The organism is Pseudomonas sp. 3-2 (genome assembly GCF_019710535.1).
In the GTDB taxonomy this organism is placed as follows: domain Bacteria; phylum Pseudomonadota; class Gammaproteobacteria; order Pseudomonadales; family Pseudomonadaceae; genus Aquipseudomonas; species Aquipseudomonas pharyngis.
On sequence record NZ_CP081200.1, the window covers coordinates 3090401 to 3112134 of the forward strand.

Here is a 21734-nt window from a genome sequence, read left to right on the forward strand (position 1 = left end):
CTCTAATCTGAACCAAGGATTCAGATGCATCTATCAACGTTTCTGTTCGCGACGGAGGAGCATGATGGAAAAGCTTCGCTTTGAGCAGGCATTTTGGATTGTGTCGCAACAGAATTTATTGAATGAGAGCGTGGATCCAAATTGGAGGCAGGCAAATTATGCGTGTTGTCGTGCCCTTATCGTCGAAGCAGTCGAGGCCCTCGAATTTTACGATTGGAAGTGGTGGGCTAAAACTGAAACAGACTATTTCCAGATGCAACTCGAACTGGTTGACGTACTGTGTTTCGCAATTTCTTTCTATATAAAACAACACCCCGGTGAACTGAGGGCCATTGCTGAGTCGCTAGCGCTTGAATCTAATCCGGATCTTCAGGTGTGCCGTTATCAACGTAAATCTGTGAAGCTCGTCGATTGTGATATTCCAAGGTTGCTGGATATAGTCATTGGTTATGCAACGATGAGGTGTATTCGATTGCCATTGCTCGAACGATTGTTTTTATTGAGTGGGTTGATTAGCTGGGAAGAAATAATTTTACGCTATCGGCAGAAATATGCGCTCCATGTCTATCGCCAAGTCAATGGTTATCGAGTGGGTCGATATAACAAATTTTGGCCACTTGTTGAGGATTCTAACTACTTGCAAGGCGTGGTGACGGGGTGCTGTTCGATATCGACGCAGGAGAAATTAATTAAAGGTTTGGAACACTTATATCGAGCGTCACACAAGTGGAGTCAGTGAGGGCGTAATGTTATCGATCAAAAAACTTCCGTCGCCGGCTGGCATTCCCTTGCTCGGGAATATTCTACAGATCAAGCCGTCACGCATTTATCAAGTCTTGTGTGACTGGGCAAGAGAACTTGGTGGGTTTTATACCTTTAAAATTGGATCGAAATGTATTCTCGTTGTGACTGAGCCTGACGTGATGGCTGAACTGCTTCACGAGCGGCCGGGGAAATTCAGACGCTGGGTAAAGATGGAAGAACTAGGGCTTGAAGTGGGAGCGGATGGGGTTTTTGTAGCCGAGGGGGATAAGTGGCGCCGGCATCGAAGGCTGATCACACCGACGTTCAATTTGTTGCACATAAAAAATGCGTGGGAGGCAATCGACGCTACAACCCGACGCTTACAACAACGCTGGTTAAATTTTGCGGTTGATGGTAGTTCGGTTGATATGCGTCAGGAAGCTATGAGCTATACCGTTGATGTAGTGACTGGATTTGCTTTTGGTTATGAACTTAACACGCTGGAAGAGTCTGCTGGAGAGTTACAGGGCGCGCTATCTTCATTTCTGCAAACAGCCGCTCGCCGTCAAGCAGCGGTGTTTCCTTATTGGCGATATATAACGCTGAAGTCTGATCGCGAGTTCAACGTGGCGCTGACGAGGATCAATCACTTGGTGAGCGGTTTCATCAAGAGCGCACGCGAACGTATGGAAAATGGTTCGTCGCCTCCATTGCCGCCAGTAAATATGATCGAAAAACTGGTTGCCCACCAAAACAGCGCAGGTAGTGAATCACTCTCTGATGGCGAGATTATCGGCAACGTTCTGACCTTTTTATTAGCAGGGGAGGACACAACGGCTAATACGATTGCCTGGGCCGTCTATTTTATTGCCAGACACCCCGTGGTTCAGGAAAAGTTGCAAATGGAAGTGGACCGAGTGCTAAACAGTACCGCCGTAATTCCTACGATAGATCAGCTGGATAAGCTGCCTTACGCGCACGCAATAATTCAGGAAACTATGCGCCTCAAGCCGGTTTTTCCGTTACTAACACTTGAGCCAAATGAAGATGTGGAAATTCAGGGTGTAGAAGTCTTGAAAGGCACACCTGTTTTTTTGTTAATCGGTTACCCGGGCCAGGATACACGGCACTTCATCCGCGCCGGAGAGTTTCTCCCGGAACGATGGCTCGAGAGTCAAGCATATGAGCAGGACAATAAGAAAGCGTGCACTCCGTTTGGCATCGGACCTCGACACTGTCCGGGACATCAACTTGCGATGCATGAAGCGCTGATGGCCATTTCCATGTTGGCGAAGAACTTTGACGTAAAAGCTGATGAAAGCGCAGGCCCGACAGAAGAAATTTATGCGTTCACACTTTGTCCTTCGCATGTTTCAGTCTGTTTAATGAAACGTCACGAATAGGTTTTACTTCAGTCGAGGTAAGTATGAGTGAGCAACGTCAGGTTTATTTGATGGGGGAAGGTGCAGCTGAGCAAGAGCGCTTGGCAATACTTTCCGATATTTACGAACAAGGCAGCGTCAGATTCTTGCGTAGCCAATTACCGCCTGATGCCAAAACCGTGTTGGATATTGGTTGCGGTCATGGCCAGATGTCGTGCTGGCTAGGGAGGGAGTATCCTTCGATGCAGGTAATAGGAGGGGACTCTTCGGGTTCGCAATTGCATATCTGCGATCAACTTCTCAAGGCTGGCAATTTATCCAATGTCAGGTTCGAAAACTTGAATCTGATGGATACGTGGCAAGACAGGCAGCAAGTTGATGTTTTGTATGCTCGGTACGTACTTATGCATATTCCAGACTGGAATAGTGCATTCGCAAATATGTTGACCGTTTGCCGCGCGGGTGGGTCTCTTTTGCTTGAAGAGCCCGGATTTCCGTTCGTCAGTTATCCAGCGCATGACTCTTTGAATAAGGCCAACGAGTGGGGACAGGCGTTGACTAAGAAAATGGGGATGCGTTTTGACTGTATTGAGCCATTGTGGTCTTACGTTCATGGGTTGGACGGTGTCGCTGTAGATCACTGGGCATTCGACCAGCCGTTTTTCAGCGACGCCTATCGAAAAAGCCTGCTGTGGCGATCCTTTATGGTGATCATGGATCCTCTTGTTGCAAGCGGTATGGCGGCCAGAAATGAGGTGGAGAAAGTACTATCAGACTTGAAAATGATAGCCGTAAATCCCTTTTATGTTGTGGGTGCTTTGCGGATGATTCAGTTGCATTTGGTGAAACTATAGCGGAGAGGGTCTCCAAACAAATCGGGAACGGCCTTGTCTCTTATGCATTCTGGGTTGGGTTTTGGTTTTCAGTGTCGGTAATTGTTATAAAAAACTGTTATTTCTTACAGTGGAACAGACACTCGTATCGAATTTTAATAAATGCTGGCAAAGCGTCCTTCAATACGGGTTGCCATCAAGGTCTTGTACTCAAATAAACGAGCGTAAGGAGTTTTTTATGTCTATCAAATCGAAAAGAATATTGTTTTCGGCACTTCCTGCCGCTGTCCTGAAAGAAAATCAGGACGGTCTCCACTTCTCTGCCCCGGCGATAAAAATAGCTACAGAACACGAAGTCATAGTTTTTGCTATTTCCGACGCAGGAGAAGGGCTTGCCTTAGATGTTCAGGTATCTAAAGAGCAGATAGGGCATCCCATTAATATTCTTATCCCGGAATCCGACCTGCCTCGTGGGAACCTGACGGTCGATTACGGAGTTCTGCAGAGTGAAAAATCAGTTTTCCGTTCGAAGGTTTCTCATTACAAGCCGAAATAATCGTCCGCCGCCCTTCGCTCCAGTTTTTTAACTTGGGGCGATGGTGGCATTTTGGTAGAGTCCTTTTCGCCGTCGGATTATCGGCTGAGCAAATCAGGAAGGGAGTCTGCTGTTGTGAGTGTTGGCAAAAAAATTCTGGGCATCACCGCGTTGCTGCTGATGGTGACGCTGTGGGCCGGTTACATCTATGTATTCAACGAAAACCGTGGCGGTCAGCTCGGCGGTGTCGGCGAAAGCACCGCCTGGTGCGGCACACCGCCGAATTCGGAAGCGGCGCTGCTGGGCAAGGATCAACTGACCCTGCGCATCACCAACAACCTGCGCGGCGAGTTCATGCTCAGCGGCGCGGTGGTGGTGTCCGAACGTACCTTCAACCGCTATGACCTGGGCCGAAACGAACTGCGTCTTCGCCTGGAACCGTTGCAATGGTCGTTTGGTGTCACGCCGATCTTCCTCGAACAGGTGAAAGTCCTGCCCCTGAGCCGCAACCTCGCCTCGACCGACAAGAGCGCCTTCGCCGAACTCGAATCGCGGCCGATCAGCGTCCAGGGCCGGGTCACCGAATTTCCCTTCGACACCTATCGCTACGGCTACAAACCGGTGCTGTATTACCTCAAGGGCAGCGAGCGCATCGACCTGCGCTTCAAGAACATCACCACGCTGATGGAGATGTCCAACACCTTCACGCCGATCCAGAAATACAACCGCGCCGACTACATCAACGAGAAAAACTCGATGATCCGCGACGAGGACTACAAGGCCTACGGCCCCCACGAATGCGCATTCAGCGTCGAGCGCAAAGGCTCGTTCAAGGTCGTGGTGCTGTTGATGCTGCTGGTGCTGTGCCTGCCGTTGCTACTGGTGTTCTACCGCGATGAGCCGGGGATCGACTTCCTTGCCACGCTGGTGGGGATTGGCGTAGTGCGCACGGTGCTGGTGGGGCCGGTGCAGGATTTCCAGCTGTACAACATTGATTTTCTGTTCGGTGCGGCGATTTTGCTGGTGGGGACGGTGTCGCTGATCAAGGCGATGCGGGCCAACAGTCGGCGGGAGATGGCGTTGAGGAGTGGGGAGACTTCGAGCTGGTAGAAGAAAGCCTTGAGCACCTGTGATGGTCCGGACCTTTCAAAGGTCCGGACCCGACGTTGCGCAATGTTGGGGTTTCTGATCGCAAACGGCGCGAATTTAGCTATACCTGTAACTCCCCCGACGCAATAAATTCGGCCTTCCGACAGGAGTTACAGCATGAAGCTAGCCGTAATGATGAGCACCCTGTGCATTGCCACGCTGGGCGTGGTGGGTTGCTCCAGCAAAACCGTCGCACCCGACGAGTACTCAGGCTTCCTCAAGGACTACAGCCAGCTGAGGGAGGCCAAATCCCCGTCGGGGGCCGAAGTGATGCGCTGGATCGACCCGAACGTCGACATCGGCAAATTCACCAGCTTCTACGTCGAACCGACCCAGCTCTATCCCAAACCGCAACCCACCGTGAAGATTCCGCAGCAGACCCTCAACGGCATCACCAGCTATTACGATCAGGCGCTCAAGCGTGAACTGGGTAAATCCTTGCCGCTGGCCTCAGGCCCAGGGCCGGGTGTGATTGTGGTACGCGCGGCGATCACCGCCGTGAGCAGCAAGACCGAAGGCCTGCATGCCTATGAAGTGATTCCGGTGGCATTGGTGGCGGCAGCGGTCAGCACCGCCAGCGGCATTCGCGATCAGGAAACCACGCTGGCGACCGAGGCGGTGTTCCTCGATGGCGGCACCAACAAGGTGGCGGCGCAGGTGGTGCGCAAAGGCACCGGCAAACCGCTGGAAAACGATTCGCAGGTGATGAAGGCCGATGACGTGAAAAGCGTGATCGATGGCTGGGCGGCGGATCTGCATCAGTCCTACCTCAAGCTCAAGGCCAAGTAAGACCGGCACGCCGGGTCGCCTCTGAGGACGATCCGGCGTGTGCACTGCGTCAGAAGCTGGCGCGGGCCAGGCGGTTGTAATGGCTGAGCAAGCCGTCGTAACGGCGGGTCACGGCGTAGTAGTCCTCGCTCAAACGCTCGGGCTTGGCGTGGTTCTGCCAGTCGGTGTGCAGCGTGTTCAACGCTTCGAGATAGCTTTGCCCCGGCTCGCCGATGCGCAGCCACAGATCCCGTGCGGCATCGGTCTTGTTCTGGAATCCACCCGTACGCGGCGCGAGGTAGGGTTCGCGACGGTTCCACGCCTGTTGCAGCTTTGCGGTGGTGTCGGCCAGCAACTTCGGGGTCAGGGTGCGGTTTTTCATCGCTTCGTCGAGCACGTCGATGGTCTCCCGCGCCTGAATCATGTACGCCAGCAAGTCCCAGTGAATGTCCCGGCCCAGACGCGCCTCGATCAGCTTGAGCTGTTCGGGACGTTGCGCGGCGTCGAGCGACATCAGGCTTTGCCGCAGAGCGGTCGAGGCGCCGATGTACTCCTGTGACACACGCTCGATGGCAGCGAGTTCTCCAGAGGAGGGCTGTTGTGATCCGGAGCTGAAGCTCGCCTCTCGGTAAAACCGCGTGGGTGCAATGGTGGTCGTGACGTGAGTCAGTGCCCGGACATACTCGTTGGCCTGTCGCGCCAGTTCAGGCTGCCAGGCCAACAGTTCGAGTTTTTCCGTGAGGCCCTGACCGCAGACATCGCGCTGAATGTCTCGCACATTGAACGCGTCGCTGTCGTCGAAATCATTGAGACTCTTCAACCAGCGTTGGTCGCGGGGCAAGGGCGGTTGAGGGTTCTTGTAACGGTCGTAGGCCACTCGCCATTGCACGTCGATCCGGTTGACGCAGGCGATCACCGGACTCAGCGCATTGGCCTGGGCGGTGACCGGGCCATCGCGCTCGTCCAGCCAGAGATCGAGCTGCAGGAAAGGGCGGGTCGCGCCCGTCAGCCCCATGATCACCAGCGCGAAGAAGATACCGACGCAAAACATCACTCTCGTGGTCATGGGCGTGCCTCCTTGCCGTACCACTGCTCAACGGTGGCCGGTGCGCTGCATTCGGCGGTAGTGGCCGGCAAGCGGCTGCACAGGCGTTCGGTCCAGGGTTGCAGGCCCTGATTGCGATTGACCGTGCCTTGGCTGGCGACCACTTTGAACACGCCGAGAACGACCGCCAGCACCACGATCCCGAGGATTGTCACGCCAACTTTCAGGGCCGGCCCGCTTTCTTCCCAGGAAACCCGGGGCCTGGATTGCCAGCGCCGCACCAGTCCGAAGGTCGCCAGGGTCAAGGCATACACCCCGCCGGCAATCGGGCCGAAAAACCAGCTGAGCCCGGCCACCATCAACGCGCCGGGCACCAGGTCGCGCAACACGCCGAACGGCGGCGAGTCTTTGAGGGATCCGGGGCAAAGAACAGCGCTGAGCCGGTCATCCAGCCGCCATACGCGATGGGCGACGTTGTGTACCAGCCAATTGAGCCCGGCCACGATCACGCCGAACACCACGGTCGAGATCATGACGATATTGATCAGCCCGCTGAGGCGCACGCCCAACGGAATGTAATGGGTGAACGCGCCGATCAGGCAGGCCAGCACCACGCCCACGTAGGTCGGCCAGTCATTGAAGCTCAGTTCCCAGTCACGCCAGAAAAACGCGGTGCCGCCGGGCATGTGCGCGCAGACCTTGGGATGATTGGCGTACAGCTCGGAACTCAACTTGCGGCACTGCGCCCAATCTTCTTCGCGCAGGCGTCGGGCCAGCGCACGACGGGCGCTGAACGAGCCGGTGCCCAGCAGCAGACGGGCGGCGCGGTGTTCAGAGGTGGCGGGCGGTTCCAGGGCGAGTTGTTGCTGGCGCGCCAGGAAAAACGGCGCATTTTGTCGAGCCAGCAGGCGTTGCCATTCGCCGTCAGGACAGGGGTTTCCCGTGCAGCCGTTCCAGCCTTGACCGGTGCGCACCCGTTCGAAAATATCGGGATACCAGACTGGCGCATCCAGCAGTAAATGGCTGAGCATGCGGTTGAACCATTCCTGTTGCAGTGCAATCGCGAGCCAGTTGTGCTCCCCGCAACGCTCGTAGGCCTGGAGGAAACCTTCAACGTCTTGTCGTTCGAGGGCATCGCGCATCGGGTGCACCATGCGCGCGCGTTGTCGATCCAGCAACAGGTCTATCGATATGTGGTCGAGATCGAGGCGTTGCCAGGCGCTGAACCAGAAGAAAGTCGGGATGGCCCAGTCCACCAGCGTCTGCGAAGTGTCAGGGTATTCAATGCAATGATGCAGCACCGTGTCTTCGAAGATGTGCGCGCAGCCCTCTTCGCGGGTGATGGCAAGGCGACGGTTCAGCTCTTCGATGCCGAGCCCGTCCAGCGGGCGGATCGCCAGTTTCAGGGCATCGACCTCGACCACGGTAAGACCGCTCAGGTCCCAGGACTCTTGAATGTCCTGATTTTGCTCCTCATCCTGCTCTTCGTACCGCTGCCATGTCTTGTAGGCCAGCGCCTGCTCATAGGCATCGCGCAGCCGCTGGAAACCCTCGGGGTCGTCGTCCGGGCGGGTCTGTTTGAGCAGGACGGCATATTGGCGTTTGATGGTGCGCACATCGGCGTCGGCCGACAGGCCAAGGACGGTCCAGCAACTCATTGCGATGACAACTCCATAAAAAACGAGACGCGATCCAGTGGTGGCATTGTGATGTTGCGCACCCTACCTGTTTCGCGTCGAAAAGTCCCCGTGTCTCGCTCAGTCGTCACCGGCCTTACGGAAAATGCTGACGTGCTCGATTCGGGGCTTCAGTGTTTTTTGGCTTGCTCGCGTATGCGTTCTTCCTGCTCGCGCAGTTCCGGGGTGAACTCGGCGCCGAAATCTTCCGCGCTGAACACCTGGCGAATCTCGATTTCCGATTCAGTGCCCGGCATGGGATTCGGGCAACGCTTGACCCACTCGATAGCTTCCTCTTTGGACTTGACGTCCCAGATCCAGTAACCGGCGATCAGCTCTTTGGTCTCGGCGAACGGGCCGTCGATCACGCTACGTTTTTCGCCACTGAAACGTACGCGGGCGCCTTTGCTGCTGGGGTGCAGGCCGTCGGCTGAAACCAGGATGCCGGCCTTGGCCAATTCTTCGTTGTAGTTGCCCATGTCGGTCAGCAACTGTTCGCTGGGCATCACGCCGGCTTCGGAATCGTGGCTGGCTTTGACAATGATCATGAAGCGCATGGTGTTTCTCCGCAGGTGAGTGGGGGATTCACTGCTTAGTCGAACGGGCCGGGCTTGAATCGACAGATAGATCAAAACGTAAGCACTGTCATTCACCGGCTATGCCCCTCAAAAATGGCTTCCTCGGCGCTAGTTTTTTAATGGTTATTGAAACGCCACTTAATATGCTTAGCTGATATAAAAAACTGTCATTTATAACAGTTGGATAAACGCGTTGCTGGATATAGGTTGAACTTTTAACAGGAGAGTTTCAGTTTGCCGAAAATTTCCTGATGGTACATGTTGAAAACATCTACGCAAATGGAGAAAGTCATGAGCACGGACAGACCGAAAGATGATACTGCGCAAACCAGAAATGTACTGGTTCCTTTATTAAAGGAGGCTATCGCAGCCTCCCGGTACCAGGCTGTCGATATCACATTAACTCCGACAACGGGAAAGGAAGGTCCCGGCGAACGGGAGCCGCTTCAAACCGGAGAGAGAATGCTTACGGCACAAACCGGCGGCATTCACCCATTTCGCGGAGAAATGTATTTCAAATGGCGATCCTTGGATGCAGGGGTTCGATTTGAAACAATTCAATACAGGATTGATAAGGGAAATAACAGCGGAGGAAACAGTGCCAATGTTGGAGCTATTCTCGTTGGCGGGTCTCTAGCCAGTGCGGAAATAGACAACGGTATTCAAGACAGGGAATGGCATACCTTGGCCACCAATCTCGATGTCATCCGGTCCAGCACGATCCTGCTCGCAGCCACTTTCGTATTTGATAAAAGCTGGGCTGGTGATCCCGAGGCTAGTGCAATCGATATTATTACCCCCTGACTTGGTGATGGCTTGAGTGGATGGGGAGCCGCCGATACTGATCACAGCATGCCACTGTTGGTTCAGTATCGGCATAGGCTGCAGACGTCATTTCGTGGTTAACTTCGGCCTCGAGATTCTCACCCATAACATTCAGAAGGACTCCGTTCATGGCTCAAGTCACGCTCAAAGGCAACCCGGTTCAAGTCAACGGCCAACTGCCACAAGCCGGTTCCAAGGCGCCAGCCTTTTCCCTGGTAGCCGGCAATCTGTCCGACGTCACCCTGAAAGACTTCGCCGGCAAGCGCAAAGTGCTGAACATCTTCCCAAGCGTCGACACCCCGACCTGCGCCACCTCCGTGCGCAAGTTCAACGCTCAGGCCAACGACATCAGCAACACCGTGGTGCTGTGCATCTCGGCTGACCTGCCGTTCGCCCAGGCTCGTTTTTGCGGCGCCGAAGGCCTGGAAAACGTACAGAACCTGTCGACCCTGCGCGGCACCGAGTTCCTCGAGAACTACGGTGTGGCCATCGCTGACGGTCCGCTGAAAGGCCTGACCGCCCGTGCGGTGGTTGTTCTGGACGAAAACGACAACGTCCTGCACAGCGAACTGGTCAAGGAAATTGCCGAAGAGCCTGACTACGAAGCGGCGCTGTCCGTTCTCAAGTAAGCGCTTTTACAATTGTTAACGGCCTGGCTCTGTCCAGGCCGTTTTCATTTGTGTATCAGTGTTTTGCCTCACACCTTGAAACGTAAGTGGAAGGTAAATTGCCGGTAAAGCTGCTTTGCTAAATCCCGGCCAGTGCTTATCGTTCAGCCTCCCGTAAAAGAAGCCCACGCGCCCAATGGTTAATCACTCCATGCAATCCTCCTCCCGTAACTCCCGTCGCTGGCTGCTGAGCCTGCTTGTCCTGCTGGTCATTGCCGGTCTGTGCTGGAAATTCTGGCCCGCCGGTTCGGCCCACAAGGAGGGCGGCGAGAAGGCGCAGGCCGGCCATACCGGCCGTTCGGGGATGATGCGTCCGGGCTTCGGCGGGGCGGCCGGGCCGATTCCGGTACGCGTGGCGCCGGCGGTCACCGGGGACTTCCCGCTGTACTACAAGGCCTTGGGCACGGTCACGGCGCTCAACACCATCAATGTGCGCAGCCGGGTCGGCGGCGAACTGGTGAAGATTTATTTCGAGGAAGGGCAAATGGTCAAGGCCGGCGACCTGCTGGCGGAGATCGACCCGCGTCCGTACCAGAACGCCTTGCTCCAGGCTGAAGGCACCTTGCTGCAGAATCAGGCGCAGTTGAAAAACGCTCAGGTCGATGTCGAGCGCTATCGCGGCCTGTACAAGGAAGACAGCATCGCCAAGCAGACGCTGGACACCGCCGAAGCCCTGGTCGGCCAGTATCTCGGCACCGTGAAAACCAATCAGGCGGCGGTCAACGACGCCAAGCTCAATCTCGAATTCACCAAGATCCGCGCACCGATTGCCGGTCGCGTCGGCCTGCGTCAGCTCGACGTCGGCAATCTCGTGGCGGCTAACGACACGACCTTCCTGGCTGTGATCACCCAGACCCAACCGATCAGCGTCGCTTTCACCCTGCCGGAAAACAGCCTGGAAACCGTGCTCGCCCGCTACCGCAGCGGCGCCAAACTGCCGGCGGAGGCCTGGGATCGTGGCGACACCAAACTGCAGGCCACCGGTGTGCTGCAAAGCCTCGACAACCAGATCGACGTGACCACCGGTACCCTGAAATTCAAGGCGCGCTATGAGAACCGCGATCAGTCGCTGTTCCCCAACCAGTTCGTCAACGTTCACCTGCTGGCTGACACCTTGAAAGGTGTGGTGCTGGCTCCGTCGGCTGCCATTCAGTTCGGCACCAACGGCACCTTCGTTTACGCGCTGGACGGCGACAAGAAAGTCACCATCCGCCAGTTGAAGATCGGTGCCAGCGACGGCGAAAACACGGTAGTCACCGAAGGTCTGGCCGCCGGCGACCGGGTGGTGCTGGAAGGCACCGACCGTCTGAAGGAAGGCAGCGAAGTGGAAGTGGTCAACGACAGCAAGGATGTGCCGACCACCCCGACCGAACACCTGCAAGGCAAGTCCGCCGCCACCGCGCCTGACGCCACCGTCACCGACAAGGCCAAGAAGGGCGCATGAACATTTCGCGTCTGTTCATCCTCCGCCCGGTCGCCACCACGCTGAGCATGCTGGCCATCGTGCTGGCCGGTCTGATCGCCTATCGCCTGCTGCCGGTTTCGGCCTTGCCGCAGGTCGATTACCCGACCATCCGGGTCATGACTTTGTATCCGGGCGCCAGCCCGGACGTCATGACCAGTGCCGTCACCGCGCCGCTGGAGCGTCAGTTCGGGCAGATGCCGGGCCTCACGCAAATGGCCTCGACCAGTTCCGGCGGCGCGTCGGTGCTGACCCTGCGGTTCAGCCTCGACATCAACATGGACGTCGCCGAACAGCAGGTGCAGGCCGCGATCAACGCCGCGACCAACCTGTTGCCGACCGACTTGCCCGCGCCGCCGGTGTACAACAAGGTCAACCCGGCGGACACCCCGGTGCTGACCCTGGCCATCACCTCGAAAACCATGTTGCTGCCCAAACTCAATGACCTGGTCGACACGCGCATGGCGCAGAAGATCGCCCAGATCAGCGGTGTCGGCATGGTCAGCATTGCCGGCGGCCAGCGTCAGGCGGTACGGATCAAGGTCAACCCTGAGGCCCTCGCGGCCAACGGCCTGAACCTGTCGGACGTGCGCACGCTGATCAGTGCGTCCAACGTCAACCAGCCCAAGGGCAACTTCGACGGCCCGACCCGGGTGTCGATGCTCGACGCCAACGACCAACTGACGTCGCCCAAGGATTACGCCAACCTGATCCTGGCCTATGCCAACGGCGCACCGCTGCGGCTCAAGGATGTCGCGCAGATTGTCGACGGCGCCGAGAACGAGCGTCTGGCGGCGTGGGCCAACCAGAATCAGGCCGTTCTGCTGAACATCCAGCGTCAACCGGGGGCCAACGTGATCGAGGTGGTCGACCGGATCAAGGCGCTGCTGCCGAGCATCACCGATAACCTGCCGGCCGGTCTCGACGTGGTCGTGCTGACCGACCGCACCCAGACCATCCGCGCTTCCGTCACCGACGTGCAACACGAATTGCTGATCGCCATCGCGCTGGTGGTGATGGTGACGTTCCTGTTCCTGCGGCGTGCCAGTGCGACCATCATTCCGTCGGTGGCCGTGCCGCTGTCGCTGATCGGTACGTTCGGCGTGATGTACCTCGCCGGCTTCTCGGTCAACAACCTGACGCTGATGGCACTGACCATCGCCACCGGTTTCGTGGTCGACGATGCGATCGTGATGCTGGAGAACATCGCGCGTTTCATCGAGGAGGGCGACAGTCCGATGCAGGCCGCGCTCAAGGGCGCGAAGCAGATCGGTTTCACCCTGATTTCCCTGACCCTGTCGCTGATCGCGGTACTGATTCCGCTGCTGTTCATGGCCGACGTGGTGGGGCGTTTGTTCCGCGAATTCGCCATCACCCTGGCGGTGGCGATCCTGATTTCCCTGGTGGTCTCGCTGACCCTGACGCCGATGATGTGCGCGCGTCTGCTCAAGCGTGAGCCGCAAGCCCATGAGCAGGGCCGTTTCTACCGCGCCAGCGGTGCGTTCATCGACTGGATGATCGCCGCTTACGGGCGCAAGTTGCAGTGGGTGCTCAAGCACCAGCCGCTGACCCTGCTGGTGGCCATCGGCACGCTGGCCCTCACCGTGTTCCTTTATTTGGTGGTGCCCAAGGGCTTCTTCCCGGTGCAGGACACCGGGGTGATCCAGGGCATTTCCGAAGCACCGCAGTCGATTTCTTTCGCGGCGATGGGCGAGCGTCAGCAGGCGCTGGCCAAGGTGATTCTGGAAGATCCGGCGGTGGAAAGCCTGTCGTCCTACATCGGCGTCGACGGTGACAACGCCACGCTCAACAGCGGCCGGCTGCTGATCAACCTCAAACCCCATGGCCAGCGTGATCTGACCGCTACCGAAGTGATTGCCCGCCTGCAACCGCAGTTGGACAAGCTTGTCGGCATCCGCCTGTTCATGCAGCCGGTGCAGGATTTGACCATCGAAGACCGCGTCAGCCGTACCCAGTATCAGTTCAGCATGTCGTCGCCGGATTCCGAATTGCTCAGTCAGTGGAGCGGCCGTCTGGTCGAGGCTCTGGCCCAGCGGCCGGAACTGACCGACGTCGCCAGCGACTTGCAGGACAAGGGTTTGCAGGTGTTCCTGGTGATCGACCGCGACGCCGCTTCACGGCTGGGCGTGTCGGTCTCGAATATCACCGATGCGCTGTATGACGCGTTCGGCCAGCGGCAGATTTCGACCATCTACACCCAGGCCAGCCAGTACCGCGTGGTGCTGCAGGCTCAGGCCGGAGAGAAGATCGGCCCGCAGGCGCTGGATCAGATTCACGTCAAGACCACCGATGGCGGGCAGGTGCGGTTGTCGAGTCTGGCCCACGTCGAGGAACGGCAGGCGCAACTGGCGATCACCCACATCGGCCAGTTCCCGGCGGTGATGATGTCATTCAACCTCGCACCGGGCGTGGCGCTGGGGCATGCGGTGGACATCATCGAGCAGGTGCAAAAGGACATCGGCATGCCGATCGGCGTGCAGACCCAGTTCCAGGGCGCCGCCGAAGCGTTCCAGGCGTCGTTGTCGAGCACCTTGCTGCTGATTCTGGCGGCGGTAGTGACCATGTACATCGTGCTCGGCGTGCTCTACGAGAGCTACATTCACCCGATCACCATTCTGTCGACCTTGCCGTCGGCGGCGGTCGGGGCCTTGCTGGCATTGCTGCTCAGTGGCAATGATCTGGGGATGATCGCGATCATCGGCATCATCCTGCTGATCGGTATCGTGAAGAAAAACGCGATCATGATGATCGACTTCGCCCTCGACGCCGAACGGACCCAGGGCATGGCGCCTGAGCAGGCGATCTATCAGGCGGCGCTGTTACGCTTCCGGCCGATTCTGATGACGACGCTGGCTGCGCTGTTCGGCGCGGTGCCGTTGATGCTGGCCACCGGTTCCGGCGCTGAATTGCGTCAACCGCTGGGTCTGGTGATGGTCGGCGGGTTGCTGGTGAGTCAGGTGCTGACGCTGTTCACCACCCCGGTGATCTACCTGTACTTCGATCGTCTCGGCCGGCGCTGGGGCCGTGCTCCTTCGGCCGTGGAGCCGGTGGAACAGTCATGAACCTGTCCGGTCCTTTCATCAAACGCCCCGTGGCAACCATGCTGCTTTCATTAGCGATCATGCTGCTGGGCGGTGTGAGCTTCGGCCTGCTGCCGGTGTCGCCGCTGCCGCAAATGGACTTTCCGGTGATCGTGGTGCAGGCGAGCCTGCCCGGCGCCAGTCCGGAAGTCATTGCGTCTACCGTGGCCACGCCGCTGGAGCGCTCGTTCGGCGCCATCGCCGGCGTCAACACCATGAGCAGCCGCTCCAGCCAGGGCTCGACCCGGGTGATTCTGCAATTCGACCTCGACCGCGATATCAACGGCGCGGCGCGGGAAGTGCAGGCGGCGATCAATGCCTCGCGCAACCTGCTGCCGAGCGGGATGCGCAGTATGCCGACCTATAAGAAGGTCAACCCGTCGCAGGCTCCGATCATGGTGCTGTCGCTGACCTCGGACGTGCTGGAGAAAGGTCAACTTTACGACCTGGCCTCGACTATCCTGTCCCAGAGCCTTTCCCAGGTGCAGGGCGTCGGTGAAGTGCAGATCGGCGGCAGCTCTTTGCCGGCGGTGCGCATTGAGCTCGAACCCCAGGCGCTGAACCAGTACGGCGTGGCGCTCGACGATGTGCGCAAGACCATCGCCGAAGCCAATGTGCGCCGGCCCAAGGGCTCGGTCGAAGACGACCAGCGGCTGTGGCAGATCCAGGCCAACGATCAACTGGAGAAAGCCAAGGATTACGAATCGCTGATCATCCACTACAACGGCGGGGCGGCCCTGCGTCTGAAGGACGTGGCCAAGGTCAGCGACGGCGTCGAAGACCGCTACAACAGCGGTTTCTTCAACGATGACGCGGCGGTGTTGCTGGTGATCAACCGCCAGGCCGGCGCCAACATCATCGAGACGGTCAACGAGATCAAGGCGCAGCTGCCGGCGTTGCAGGCGGTGCTGCCGGCCAGCGTCAAACTGAATCTGGCGATGGACCGTTCGCCGGTGATCAAGGCCACCCTGCACGAAGCGGAAATGACCCTGCTGATCGCCGTGGCGCTGGTGATTCTGGTGGTGTTCCTGTTTCTCGGTAACTTCCGCGCGTCCCTGATTCCGACGTTGGCGGTGCCGGTGTCGCTGGTCGGCACCTTTGCGGTGATGTACCTCTACGGATTCTCGCTGAACAACCTGTCGCTGATGGCGCTGATTCTCGCCACCGGGCTGGTGGTGGACGACGCCATCGTGGTGCTGGAGAACATTTCCCGGCACATCGACGAAGGTGTCAAACCGATGAAGGCCGCGTACCTCGGGGCCAAGGAAGTCGGGTTTACCTTGCTGTCGATGAACGTCTCGCTGGTGGCGGTGTTCCTGTCGATCCTGTTCATGGGCGGGATCATCGAAAGCCTGTTCCGCGAGTTTTCCATCACCCTGGCCGCGTCCATTGTGGTGTCGCTGGTGGTTTCTCTGACGCTGACCCCGATGCTCTGCGCCCGCTGGCTCAAACCCCATACGCCGGGCGAGGAAAACCGCCTGCAACGCTGGAGCCGCCGCACCAACGACTGGATGGTCGGCAAATACGCCACCAGCCTCGATTGGGTGTTGCGTCATCGGCGCCTGACCTTGCTGAGCCTGATCATCACCGTCGGGGTGAACGTTGCCCTGTACGTGGTCGTGCCGAAAACCTTCATGCCGCAGCAGGACACCGGCCAGTTGATCGGTTTCGTGCGCGGTGACGACGGTCTGTCGTTCAGCGTGATGCAGCCGAAAATGGAAGTCTTCCGCCGCGCCGTGCTCAAGGACGAAGCGGTCGAGAGTGTGGCCGGGTTCATTGGTGGCACCAACGGCACCAACAACGCCTTCATGCTGGTGCGCCTGAAACCGATCAAGGAGCGCAATATCTCGGCGCAGAAGGTCATTGAGCGCCTGCGCAAGGAAATGCCCAAGGTAGCCGGTGCGCAGTTGATGCTGATGGCCGACCAGGACCTGCAATTTGGCGGCGGCCGCGAGCAGACCACTTCGCAGTACAGCTACATTCTGCAAAGCGGTGATCTGGGTGAGTTGCGCGAGTGGTACCCGAAAGTGGTCACCGCGCTGCGGGCCTTGCCCGAGCTGACCGCCATCGACGCCCGCGAAGGCGCGGGTGCGCAGCAGGTGACATTGATCGTCGACCGCGATCAGGCCAAACGCCTGGGCGTGGACATGGAAATGGTCACTGCGGTGCTTAACAACGCCTACAGCCAGCGGCAGATTTCCACGATCTACGACAGCCTCAACCAGTATCAGGTGGTGATGGAGGTCAATCCGAAATACGCCCAGGACCCGGTGACGCTCAAGCAGGTCCAGGTGATCACCGCCGACGGTGCACGAATTCCGCTGTCGACCTTCGCTCATTATGAAAACAGCCTGGAAGACGACCGGGTCAGCCACGAAGGCCAGTTTGCTTCCGAGAGCATTTCCTTCGACATGGCCGAAGGCGTGACGGTGGAGCAGGGCAGCGCCGCCATCGAACGGGCGATTGCCAAACTCGGCCTGCCGGAAGACGTGATCGTGAAAATGGCCGGCACCGCCGATGCCTTCGCCGCTACCCAGAAGAGCCAGCCGTTCATGATCCTCGGTGCGCTGCTGGCGGTGTATCTGGTGCTGGGCGTGCTGTATGAAAGCTACATTCACCCGCTGACGATTCTGTCGACGCTGCCTTCGGCCGGGGTCGGTGCCTTGCTGTCGATCTATGTGCTGGGCGGCGAGTTCAGCCTGATCTCGCTGCTCGGATTGTTCCTGCTGATCGGCGTGGTGAAGAAGAACGCGATCCTGATGATCGACCTGGCGCTGCAACTGGAGCGTCATCACGGCATGGCGCCGCTGGAGTCGATCCGCAGCGCCTGTCTGCAACGCTTGCGGCCGATCCTGATGACCACGCTGGCGGCGATCCTCGGCGCCTTGCCGTTGCTGCTGAGCCGGGCCGAAGGCGCGGAAATGCGCCAGCCGCTGGGCCTGACCATCATCGGCGGGCTGATTTTCAGCCAGGTGCTGACCCTTTACACCACGCCTGTGGTTTACCTCTATCTCGACAAGTTGCGCCATCGTTTCAACAAATGGCGTGGCGTGCGCACTGATGCCGCTCTGGAAACTCCGCTATGACTGACCGTTCGCTTATCAATCTGGCCACTGTCCGCGGCTCGCGCCTGCTGAGCCTGTCTCTGTGCGTGGCGATGCTCAGTGCCTGCGCCGTCGGCCCGGACTACCAGCGCCCGCAGAGCGCCGAAATCGCCCAGTACAAGGAAGCCGAAGGCTGGCGTCAGGCCAACCCGAGCGATTCCCTGGCGCGCGGCGCGTGGTGGGAGCTGTATGGCGACCGTCAGCTCAACCAGTTGATCGAGAAACTCAACAGCTCCAACCAGACCGTCGCCCAGTCCGAGGCCCAGTACCGTCAGGCCCAGGCCTTGGTGCGCAGCGCGCGCGGCGCGTTTTATCCGAGTATTGATCTGAGTGCTGGCAAGACCCGTTCCAGCCAGGGCACCGGCAGCAGCAGTTCAAGCCTGAGCAGTTCCTCCAGCGGTATTCGTGACACTTACAGTGCGCAACTGGGCGTGAGCTGGGAAGCCGATGTCTGGGGCAAATTGCGCCGTGGCCTGGAAGCCAATGAGGCCAGCGCTCAGGCGAGCTATGCCGATCTGGCGGCGATGCGTTTGAGCCAGCAATCCGAGCTGGTGCAGAACTACCTGCAATTGCGGGTGATCGATCAGCAGAAACGCCTCCTCGAATCGACAGTGGCCGCTTACGAGCGCTCGCTGAAAATGACCATGAACCAGTACAACGCCGGGGTTTCCGGGCGGGACGCGGTGGCGCAGGCGCAGACCCAGCTGAAAACCACTCAGGGTGATCTGGTGGACCTGATCTGGCAACGGGCGCAGTTCGAAAACGCCATCGCGGTACTGACCGGCCAACCCCCCGCCGAATTCAACATTGCCGAATCCCAGGACATTCCCAAGCTCCCGCAGATCCCGCTGAGCCTGCCGTCGCAATTGCTCGAACGCCGCCCGGACATCGCCTCGGCCGAGCGCTCGGTGATCGCCGCCAACGCCAACATCGGCGTGGCCAAGGCCGCGTATTACCCCGACTTCAGCCTGAGCATGAGCGGCGGCTACAGCAGCAGTACCTCGCAGAACCTGATCAGCCTGCCGAACCGCTTCTGGTCGGTAGGGCCGAAAATGACCCTGCCGCTGTTTGACGGCGGCATCCGTTCGGCCGAAGTCGACCGCACCGAAGCCGTGTACGACCAGACCGTGGCCAAATACCGCCAGACCGTGCTTGATGGCTTCCGCGAAGTGGAAAACTATCTGGTGCAGTTGAAGGTGTACGAAGACGAAGCCGCGGTGCGCCAGGAAGCCCTCGATGCGGCACGGGATTCGTTGCGTCTGACCGAAAACCAGTACAAGGCCGGGGTGATTGCTTATCTCGATGTGGTGACGGTGCAGGCGACGGCTTTGAGCAACGAGCGCAGTGTGTTGAACGTGTTGCAGAGCCGTTTGATCGCCAGCGTGCAGTTGATTGCGGCGCTGGGCGGTGGTTGGGATGGGCAGCTGGAAACCACTGATAACCGCTGACGTGAAGTCATGATCGTTCCCACGTCGAACCGTCTACGTGTGAATGCCTCTACGGACGCTCCGCGTTCGGCTTTGGAAGGGACGCGGAGCTCCCGGGCTGCATTCCCACGCAGAGCGTAGGAACGATCTGCGGGCGAGGGTGGACGCTCTGTCAAAACAGCACTCCAGAGCCTTGTCCGACGATCAAACAAGCGTTTCATCGGCTTGATGGCCATTTGATTACTTTGTCAGTGCGTTCTTCTGTGCAATCAGTACAATCGGCGCATTTGGCCCCGCGGAGATCGGACGCAGTACGGCGGGGTGGTCACGAGAATTCCCATGCTCATCGGTAGCTATTCCTTCACGCTGGTTTTCATTTCGCTGTGTGTGGCGATCCTCGCTTCCTACACCGCGCTCGATCTCACCGGGCGCATTGCCACTGCCAAGGGCCGCGCCGTGCAGTTATGGACCGCCGGCGGGGCGTTTGCCATGGGCATCGGCGTCTGGTCGATGCACTTCATTGGCATGCTGGCGTTCAAGCTGCCGATCAGCCTCGGTTACGACATTTCGATCACGGCGCTTTCATTGCTGATCGCCGTGCTGTCCTGCGGTTTTGCCCTGTGGCTGGTCAGTCAGCCGAAACTGCCGGCCTGGCAACTGGCCTTTGGCGCGTTGATCATGGGCGCCGGCATCAGCGCCATGCATTACACCGGCATGGCCGCGATGCGCATGCAGCCGGGCATCGACTACGATCCGACACTGTTCGGCGCTTCGCTGCTGATTGCCGTAGGGGCGTCGGCGGCTGCGCTGTGGATTGCCTTTCGCCTGCGTCAGCACTCGCCTTACGTGCGGCTGTTCCGTGCCGGGGCGGCGATTGTCATGGGCGTGGCGATTGTCGGCATGCACTACACCGGCATGGCGGCGGCGCGGTTTCCCGACGGCAGTTTCTGCGGTGCGGCACTCAGCGGCCTGAACGGCAATGGGCTCGACAATCTGGTGCTGATCACCACGCTGGCGGTGCTGGCCATCGCGCTGCTGACCTCGATTCTCGACGCGCGCCTGGAAGCCCGCACGGCTGATCTGGCCCATTCATTGACCGTGGCCAACCGCGAACTCACCCAGCTGGCGCTGCACGACACCCTGACCGGCCTGCCGAACCGCATGTTGCTGGACGACCGGATCAATCAGGCGATGAAAAAGGTCAACGAGCAGGGCGGCTGTTTTGCTTTGATGTTCATCGATCTGGACGGCTTCAAACCGGTCAACGACGCTTTCGGTCACCACATGGGCGATCAGTTGCTGCGCGAAGTGGCGGTGCGTCTGCGCGAAGACTTGCGCAGCCTCGACACGCTGGCGCGGATCGGCGGCGACGAATTTGTCCTGCTGGTGCGCCTGACCGAACCCAACGATGCGCTGGGTCTGGCGGCGCGTCAGGTCGGGTTGATCGCCCGGTCGTTCCGGGTCGCCGAGCATGAGTTGCAGATTTCCGCCAGCGTCGGCATTGCCCTGTACCCCGGCAACGGGGAGAGCGCCCAGGAACTGCTGATGAACGCTGACGCCGCGATGTACCACGCCAAGGGCGGCGGCAAGAACGGCTACAGCTTCTTCGACGTTTCGATGAACAGCAACGCGCGCAAGCAACTGCAATTGCTGCAGGACTTGCGGGCGGCGCTGGAGCATGGCGAGTTCAGCCTGCATTACCAACCCAAATTCCATGCGGCCGACGGTCGTCCGGTCGGTGCCGAAGCCTTGTTGCGCTGGGAGCACCCGACCCAGGGCATGCTGATGCCGGACAAGTTCATCGATCTGGCGGAGAAGACCGGGCTGATCATTCCGATTGGCGAGTGGGTGCTCAATGAGGCCTGCCGGCAGATGCGCGAGTGGTACGTACTGGGCTACACCGACTGGCGAATTGCGGTGAACCTGTCGGCGTTGCAGTTCTGCCATGCAGGGCTGGTAAGCAGCGTGGCCAAGGCCTTGGCCACCCACCATTTACCGGCCAACAGCCTGACCCTGGAAATCACCGAAACCACCGCCATGAGTGACGCCGATGCGAGCATGACGGTGTTGCAGGAACTGTCCGACATGGGCGTCGATCTGTCCATCGACGACTTCGGCACCGGTTATTCGAGCCTGATGTACCTCAAGCGTCTGCCGGCCAACGAGTTGAAAATCGATCGCGGTTTCGTCCGCGATCTGGAACACGACAGCGATGACGCGGCCATCGTCTCGGCGATCGTCGCCCTCGGTCAGGCGCTGGGGCTGCGCATCGTGGCTGAAGGCGTGGAAACCGATTCGCAGCAGGATTTCCTGACGCAACTGGGCTGCGATTCGCTGCAGGGTTATCTGCTCGGTCACCCGATGCCGGCGGATCGCTTCCTGCAGGACATCGTGCGCGGCAAACCATTGGCGGTGAGCTGAGCCGCTAATCGCAGGT

General features: G+C 58.8%; 16 protein-coding genes. 13 read left to right on the forward strand and 3 right to left on the reverse strand.

Annotated features, from left to right (window positions below; genetic code table 11):
- Positions 1-64 precede the first annotated feature (64 nt).
- The 6 genes from K3819_RS13960 to K3819_RS13985 all read left to right on the forward strand — a co-directional run bounded on the left by K3819_RS13960 (position 65) and on the right by K3819_RS13985 (position 5432).
- The gene (locus K3819_RS13960; protein WP_158090090.1) at positions 65-739 is read left to right on the forward strand and encodes a dUTP diphosphatase; all 675 of its coding nucleotides are present in this window, start codon (positions 65-67) and stop codon (positions 737-739) included.
- Between the two features lie 7 nt (positions 740-746).
- Entirely contained in the window at positions 747-2147 is a 1401-nt protein-coding gene (locus tag K3819_RS13965) for a cytochrome P450 (RefSeq protein ID WP_221399588.1), read from the forward strand.
- 23 nt (positions 2148-2170) lie between these two features.
- On the forward strand, positions 2171-2980 hold the full coding sequence (locus K3819_RS13970; RefSeq protein WP_221399589.1) for a bifunctional 2-polyprenyl-6-hydroxyphenol methylase/3-demethylubiquinol 3-O-methyltransferase UbiG: 810 nt from the start codon (positions 2171-2173) through the stop codon (positions 2978-2980).
- Positions 2981-3197: 217 nt separating this feature from the next.
- Positions 3198-3515, forward strand: coding sequence for a hypothetical protein (locus K3819_RS13975; RefSeq protein WP_207864495.1), 318 nt, complete (start codon positions 3198-3200; stop codon positions 3513-3515).
- Positions 3516-3629: 114 nt separating this feature from the next.
- Positions 3630-4604: a hypothetical protein gene (locus tag K3819_RS13980; RefSeq protein ID WP_221399590.1), complete on the forward strand. Its 975-nt coding sequence runs from the start codon at positions 3630-3632 to the stop codon at positions 4602-4604.
- Between the two features lie 156 nt (positions 4605-4760).
- On the forward strand, positions 4761-5432 hold the full coding sequence (locus K3819_RS13985) for a DUF3313 domain-containing protein (RefSeq protein WP_221399591.1): 672 nt from the start codon (positions 4761-4763) through the stop codon (positions 5430-5432).
- A 49-nt stretch (positions 5433-5481) separates the two neighbouring features.
- On the opposite strand, the gene K3819_RS13990 is transcribed toward K3819_RS13985, so the two are convergent.
- The 3 genes from K3819_RS13990 to K3819_RS14000 all read right to left on the reverse strand — a co-directional run bounded on the left by K3819_RS13990 (position 5482) and on the right by K3819_RS14000 (position 8689).
- Positions 5482-6477, reverse strand: a complete 996-nt coding sequence (locus K3819_RS13990; RefSeq protein WP_221399592.1) for a DUF3829 domain-containing protein — start codon at positions 6475-6477, stop codon at positions 5482-5484.
- A complete protein-coding gene (locus K3819_RS13995; protein ID WP_221399593.1) occupies positions 6474-8114 on the reverse strand; it encodes a J domain-containing protein in 1641 nt (546 codons plus the stop codon). Before K3819_RS13995 ends, K3819_RS13990 begins: the two co-directional genes overlap by 4 nt.
- A 149-nt stretch (positions 8115-8263) precedes the next feature.
- Positions 8264-8689 (reverse strand): YciI family protein, encoded by a 426-nt coding sequence (locus K3819_RS14000; protein WP_064596264.1) that lies wholly within the window; start codon positions 8687-8689, stop codon positions 8264-8266.
- A 312-nt stretch (positions 8690-9001) separates the two neighbouring features.
- Here K3819_RS14000 and K3819_RS14005 point away from each other — a divergent pair, with 312 nt between their 5' ends.
- From K3819_RS14005 to K3819_RS14035, 7 genes are all read left to right on the forward strand, one after another.
- Positions 9002-9514, forward strand: coding sequence for a hypothetical protein (locus K3819_RS14005; protein WP_221399594.1), 513 nt, complete (start codon positions 9002-9004; stop codon positions 9512-9514).
- A 149-nt stretch (positions 9515-9663) separates the two neighbouring features.
- Positions 9664-10164 (forward strand): thiol peroxidase, encoded by a 501-nt coding sequence (gene tpx / locus K3819_RS14010; protein WP_074690905.1) that lies wholly within the window; start codon positions 9664-9666, stop codon positions 10162-10164.
- Between the two features lie 175 nt (positions 10165-10339).
- Positions 10340-11647, forward strand: coding sequence for an MdtA/MuxA family multidrug efflux RND transporter periplasmic adaptor subunit (locus K3819_RS14015; protein WP_221399595.1), 1308 nt, complete (start codon positions 10340-10342; stop codon positions 11645-11647).
- On the forward strand, positions 11644-14748 hold the full coding sequence (locus K3819_RS14020; protein ID WP_085611728.1) for an MdtB/MuxB family multidrug efflux RND transporter permease subunit: 3105 nt from the start codon (positions 11644-11646) through the stop codon (positions 14746-14748). Before K3819_RS14015 ends, K3819_RS14020 begins: the two co-directional genes overlap by 4 nt.
- On the forward strand, positions 14745-17852 hold the full coding sequence (locus tag K3819_RS14025) for an efflux RND transporter permease subunit (protein WP_221399596.1): 3108 nt from the start codon (positions 14745-14747) through the stop codon (positions 17850-17852). The genes K3819_RS14020 and K3819_RS14025 overlap by 4 nt, the downstream gene beginning before the upstream one ends.
- The gene (locus K3819_RS14030) at positions 17849-19318 is read left to right on the forward strand and encodes an efflux transporter outer membrane subunit (protein ID WP_221399597.1); all 1470 of its coding nucleotides are present in this window, start codon (positions 17849-17851) and stop codon (positions 19316-19318) included. The genes K3819_RS14025 and K3819_RS14030 overlap by 4 nt, the downstream gene beginning before the upstream one ends.
- Positions 19319-19636: 318 nt before the next feature.
- A complete protein-coding gene (locus K3819_RS14035) occupies positions 19637-21718 on the forward strand; it encodes a bifunctional diguanylate cyclase/phosphodiesterase (protein WP_221399598.1) in 2082 nt (693 codons plus the stop codon).
- Positions 21719-21734 lie beyond the last annotated feature (16 nt).

What these genes read in the sequence shown, in the direction of transcription:
- K3819_RS13970 (WP_221399589.1), top strand. Translation starts at nt 2,171, where the DNA reads ATGAGTGAGCAACGTCAGGTTTATTTGATGGGGGAAGGTGCAGCTGAG.
- K3819_RS14015 (WP_221399595.1), top strand. Translation starts at nt 10,340, where the DNA reads ATGGTTAATCACTCCATGCAATCCTCCTCCCGTAACTCCCGTCGCTGG.
- K3819_RS13965 (WP_221399588.1), top strand. Translation starts at nt 747, where the DNA reads ATGTTATCGATCAAAAAACTTCCGTCGCCGGCTGGCATTCCCTTGCTC.
- K3819_RS13985 (WP_221399591.1), top strand. Translation starts at nt 4,761, where the DNA reads ATGAAGCTAGCCGTAATGATGAGCACCCTGTGCATTGCCACGCTGGGC.
- K3819_RS14035 (WP_221399598.1), top strand. Translation starts at nt 19,637, where the DNA reads ATGCTCATCGGTAGCTATTCCTTCACGCTGGTTTTCATTTCGCTGTGT.
- K3819_RS13995 (WP_221399593.1), bottom strand. Translation starts at nt 8,114, where the DNA reads ATGAGTTGCTGGACCGTCCTTGGCCTGTCGGCCGACGCCGATGTGCGC.
- K3819_RS13960 (WP_158090090.1), top strand. Translation starts at nt 65, where the DNA reads ATGGAAAAGCTTCGCTTTGAGCAGGCATTTTGGATTGTGTCGCAACAG.
- K3819_RS13975 (WP_207864495.1), top strand. Translation starts at nt 3,198, where the DNA reads ATGTCTATCAAATCGAAAAGAATATTGTTTTCGGCACTTCCTGCCGCT.
- K3819_RS14005 (WP_221399594.1), top strand. Translation starts at nt 9,002, where the DNA reads ATGAGCACGGACAGACCGAAAGATGATACTGCGCAAACCAGAAATGTA.
- K3819_RS14020 (WP_085611728.1), top strand. Translation starts at nt 11,644, where the DNA reads ATGAACATTTCGCGTCTGTTCATCCTCCGCCCGGTCGCCACCACGCTG.
- K3819_RS14025 (WP_221399596.1), top strand. Translation starts at nt 14,745, where the DNA reads ATGAACCTGTCCGGTCCTTTCATCAAACGCCCCGTGGCAACCATGCTG.
- K3819_RS13990 (WP_221399592.1), bottom strand. Translation starts at nt 6,477, where the DNA reads ATGACCACGAGAGTGATGTTTTGCGTCGGTATCTTCTTCGCGCTGGTG.
- tpx (WP_074690905.1), top strand. Translation starts at nt 9,664, where the DNA reads ATGGCTCAAGTCACGCTCAAAGGCAACCCGGTTCAAGTCAACGGCCAA.
- K3819_RS14030 (WP_221399597.1), top strand. Translation starts at nt 17,849, where the DNA reads ATGACTGACCGTTCGCTTATCAATCTGGCCACTGTCCGCGGCTCGCGC.
- K3819_RS14000 (WP_064596264.1), bottom strand. Translation starts at nt 8,689, where the DNA reads ATGCGCTTCATGATCATTGTCAAAGCCAGCCACGATTCCGAAGCCGGC.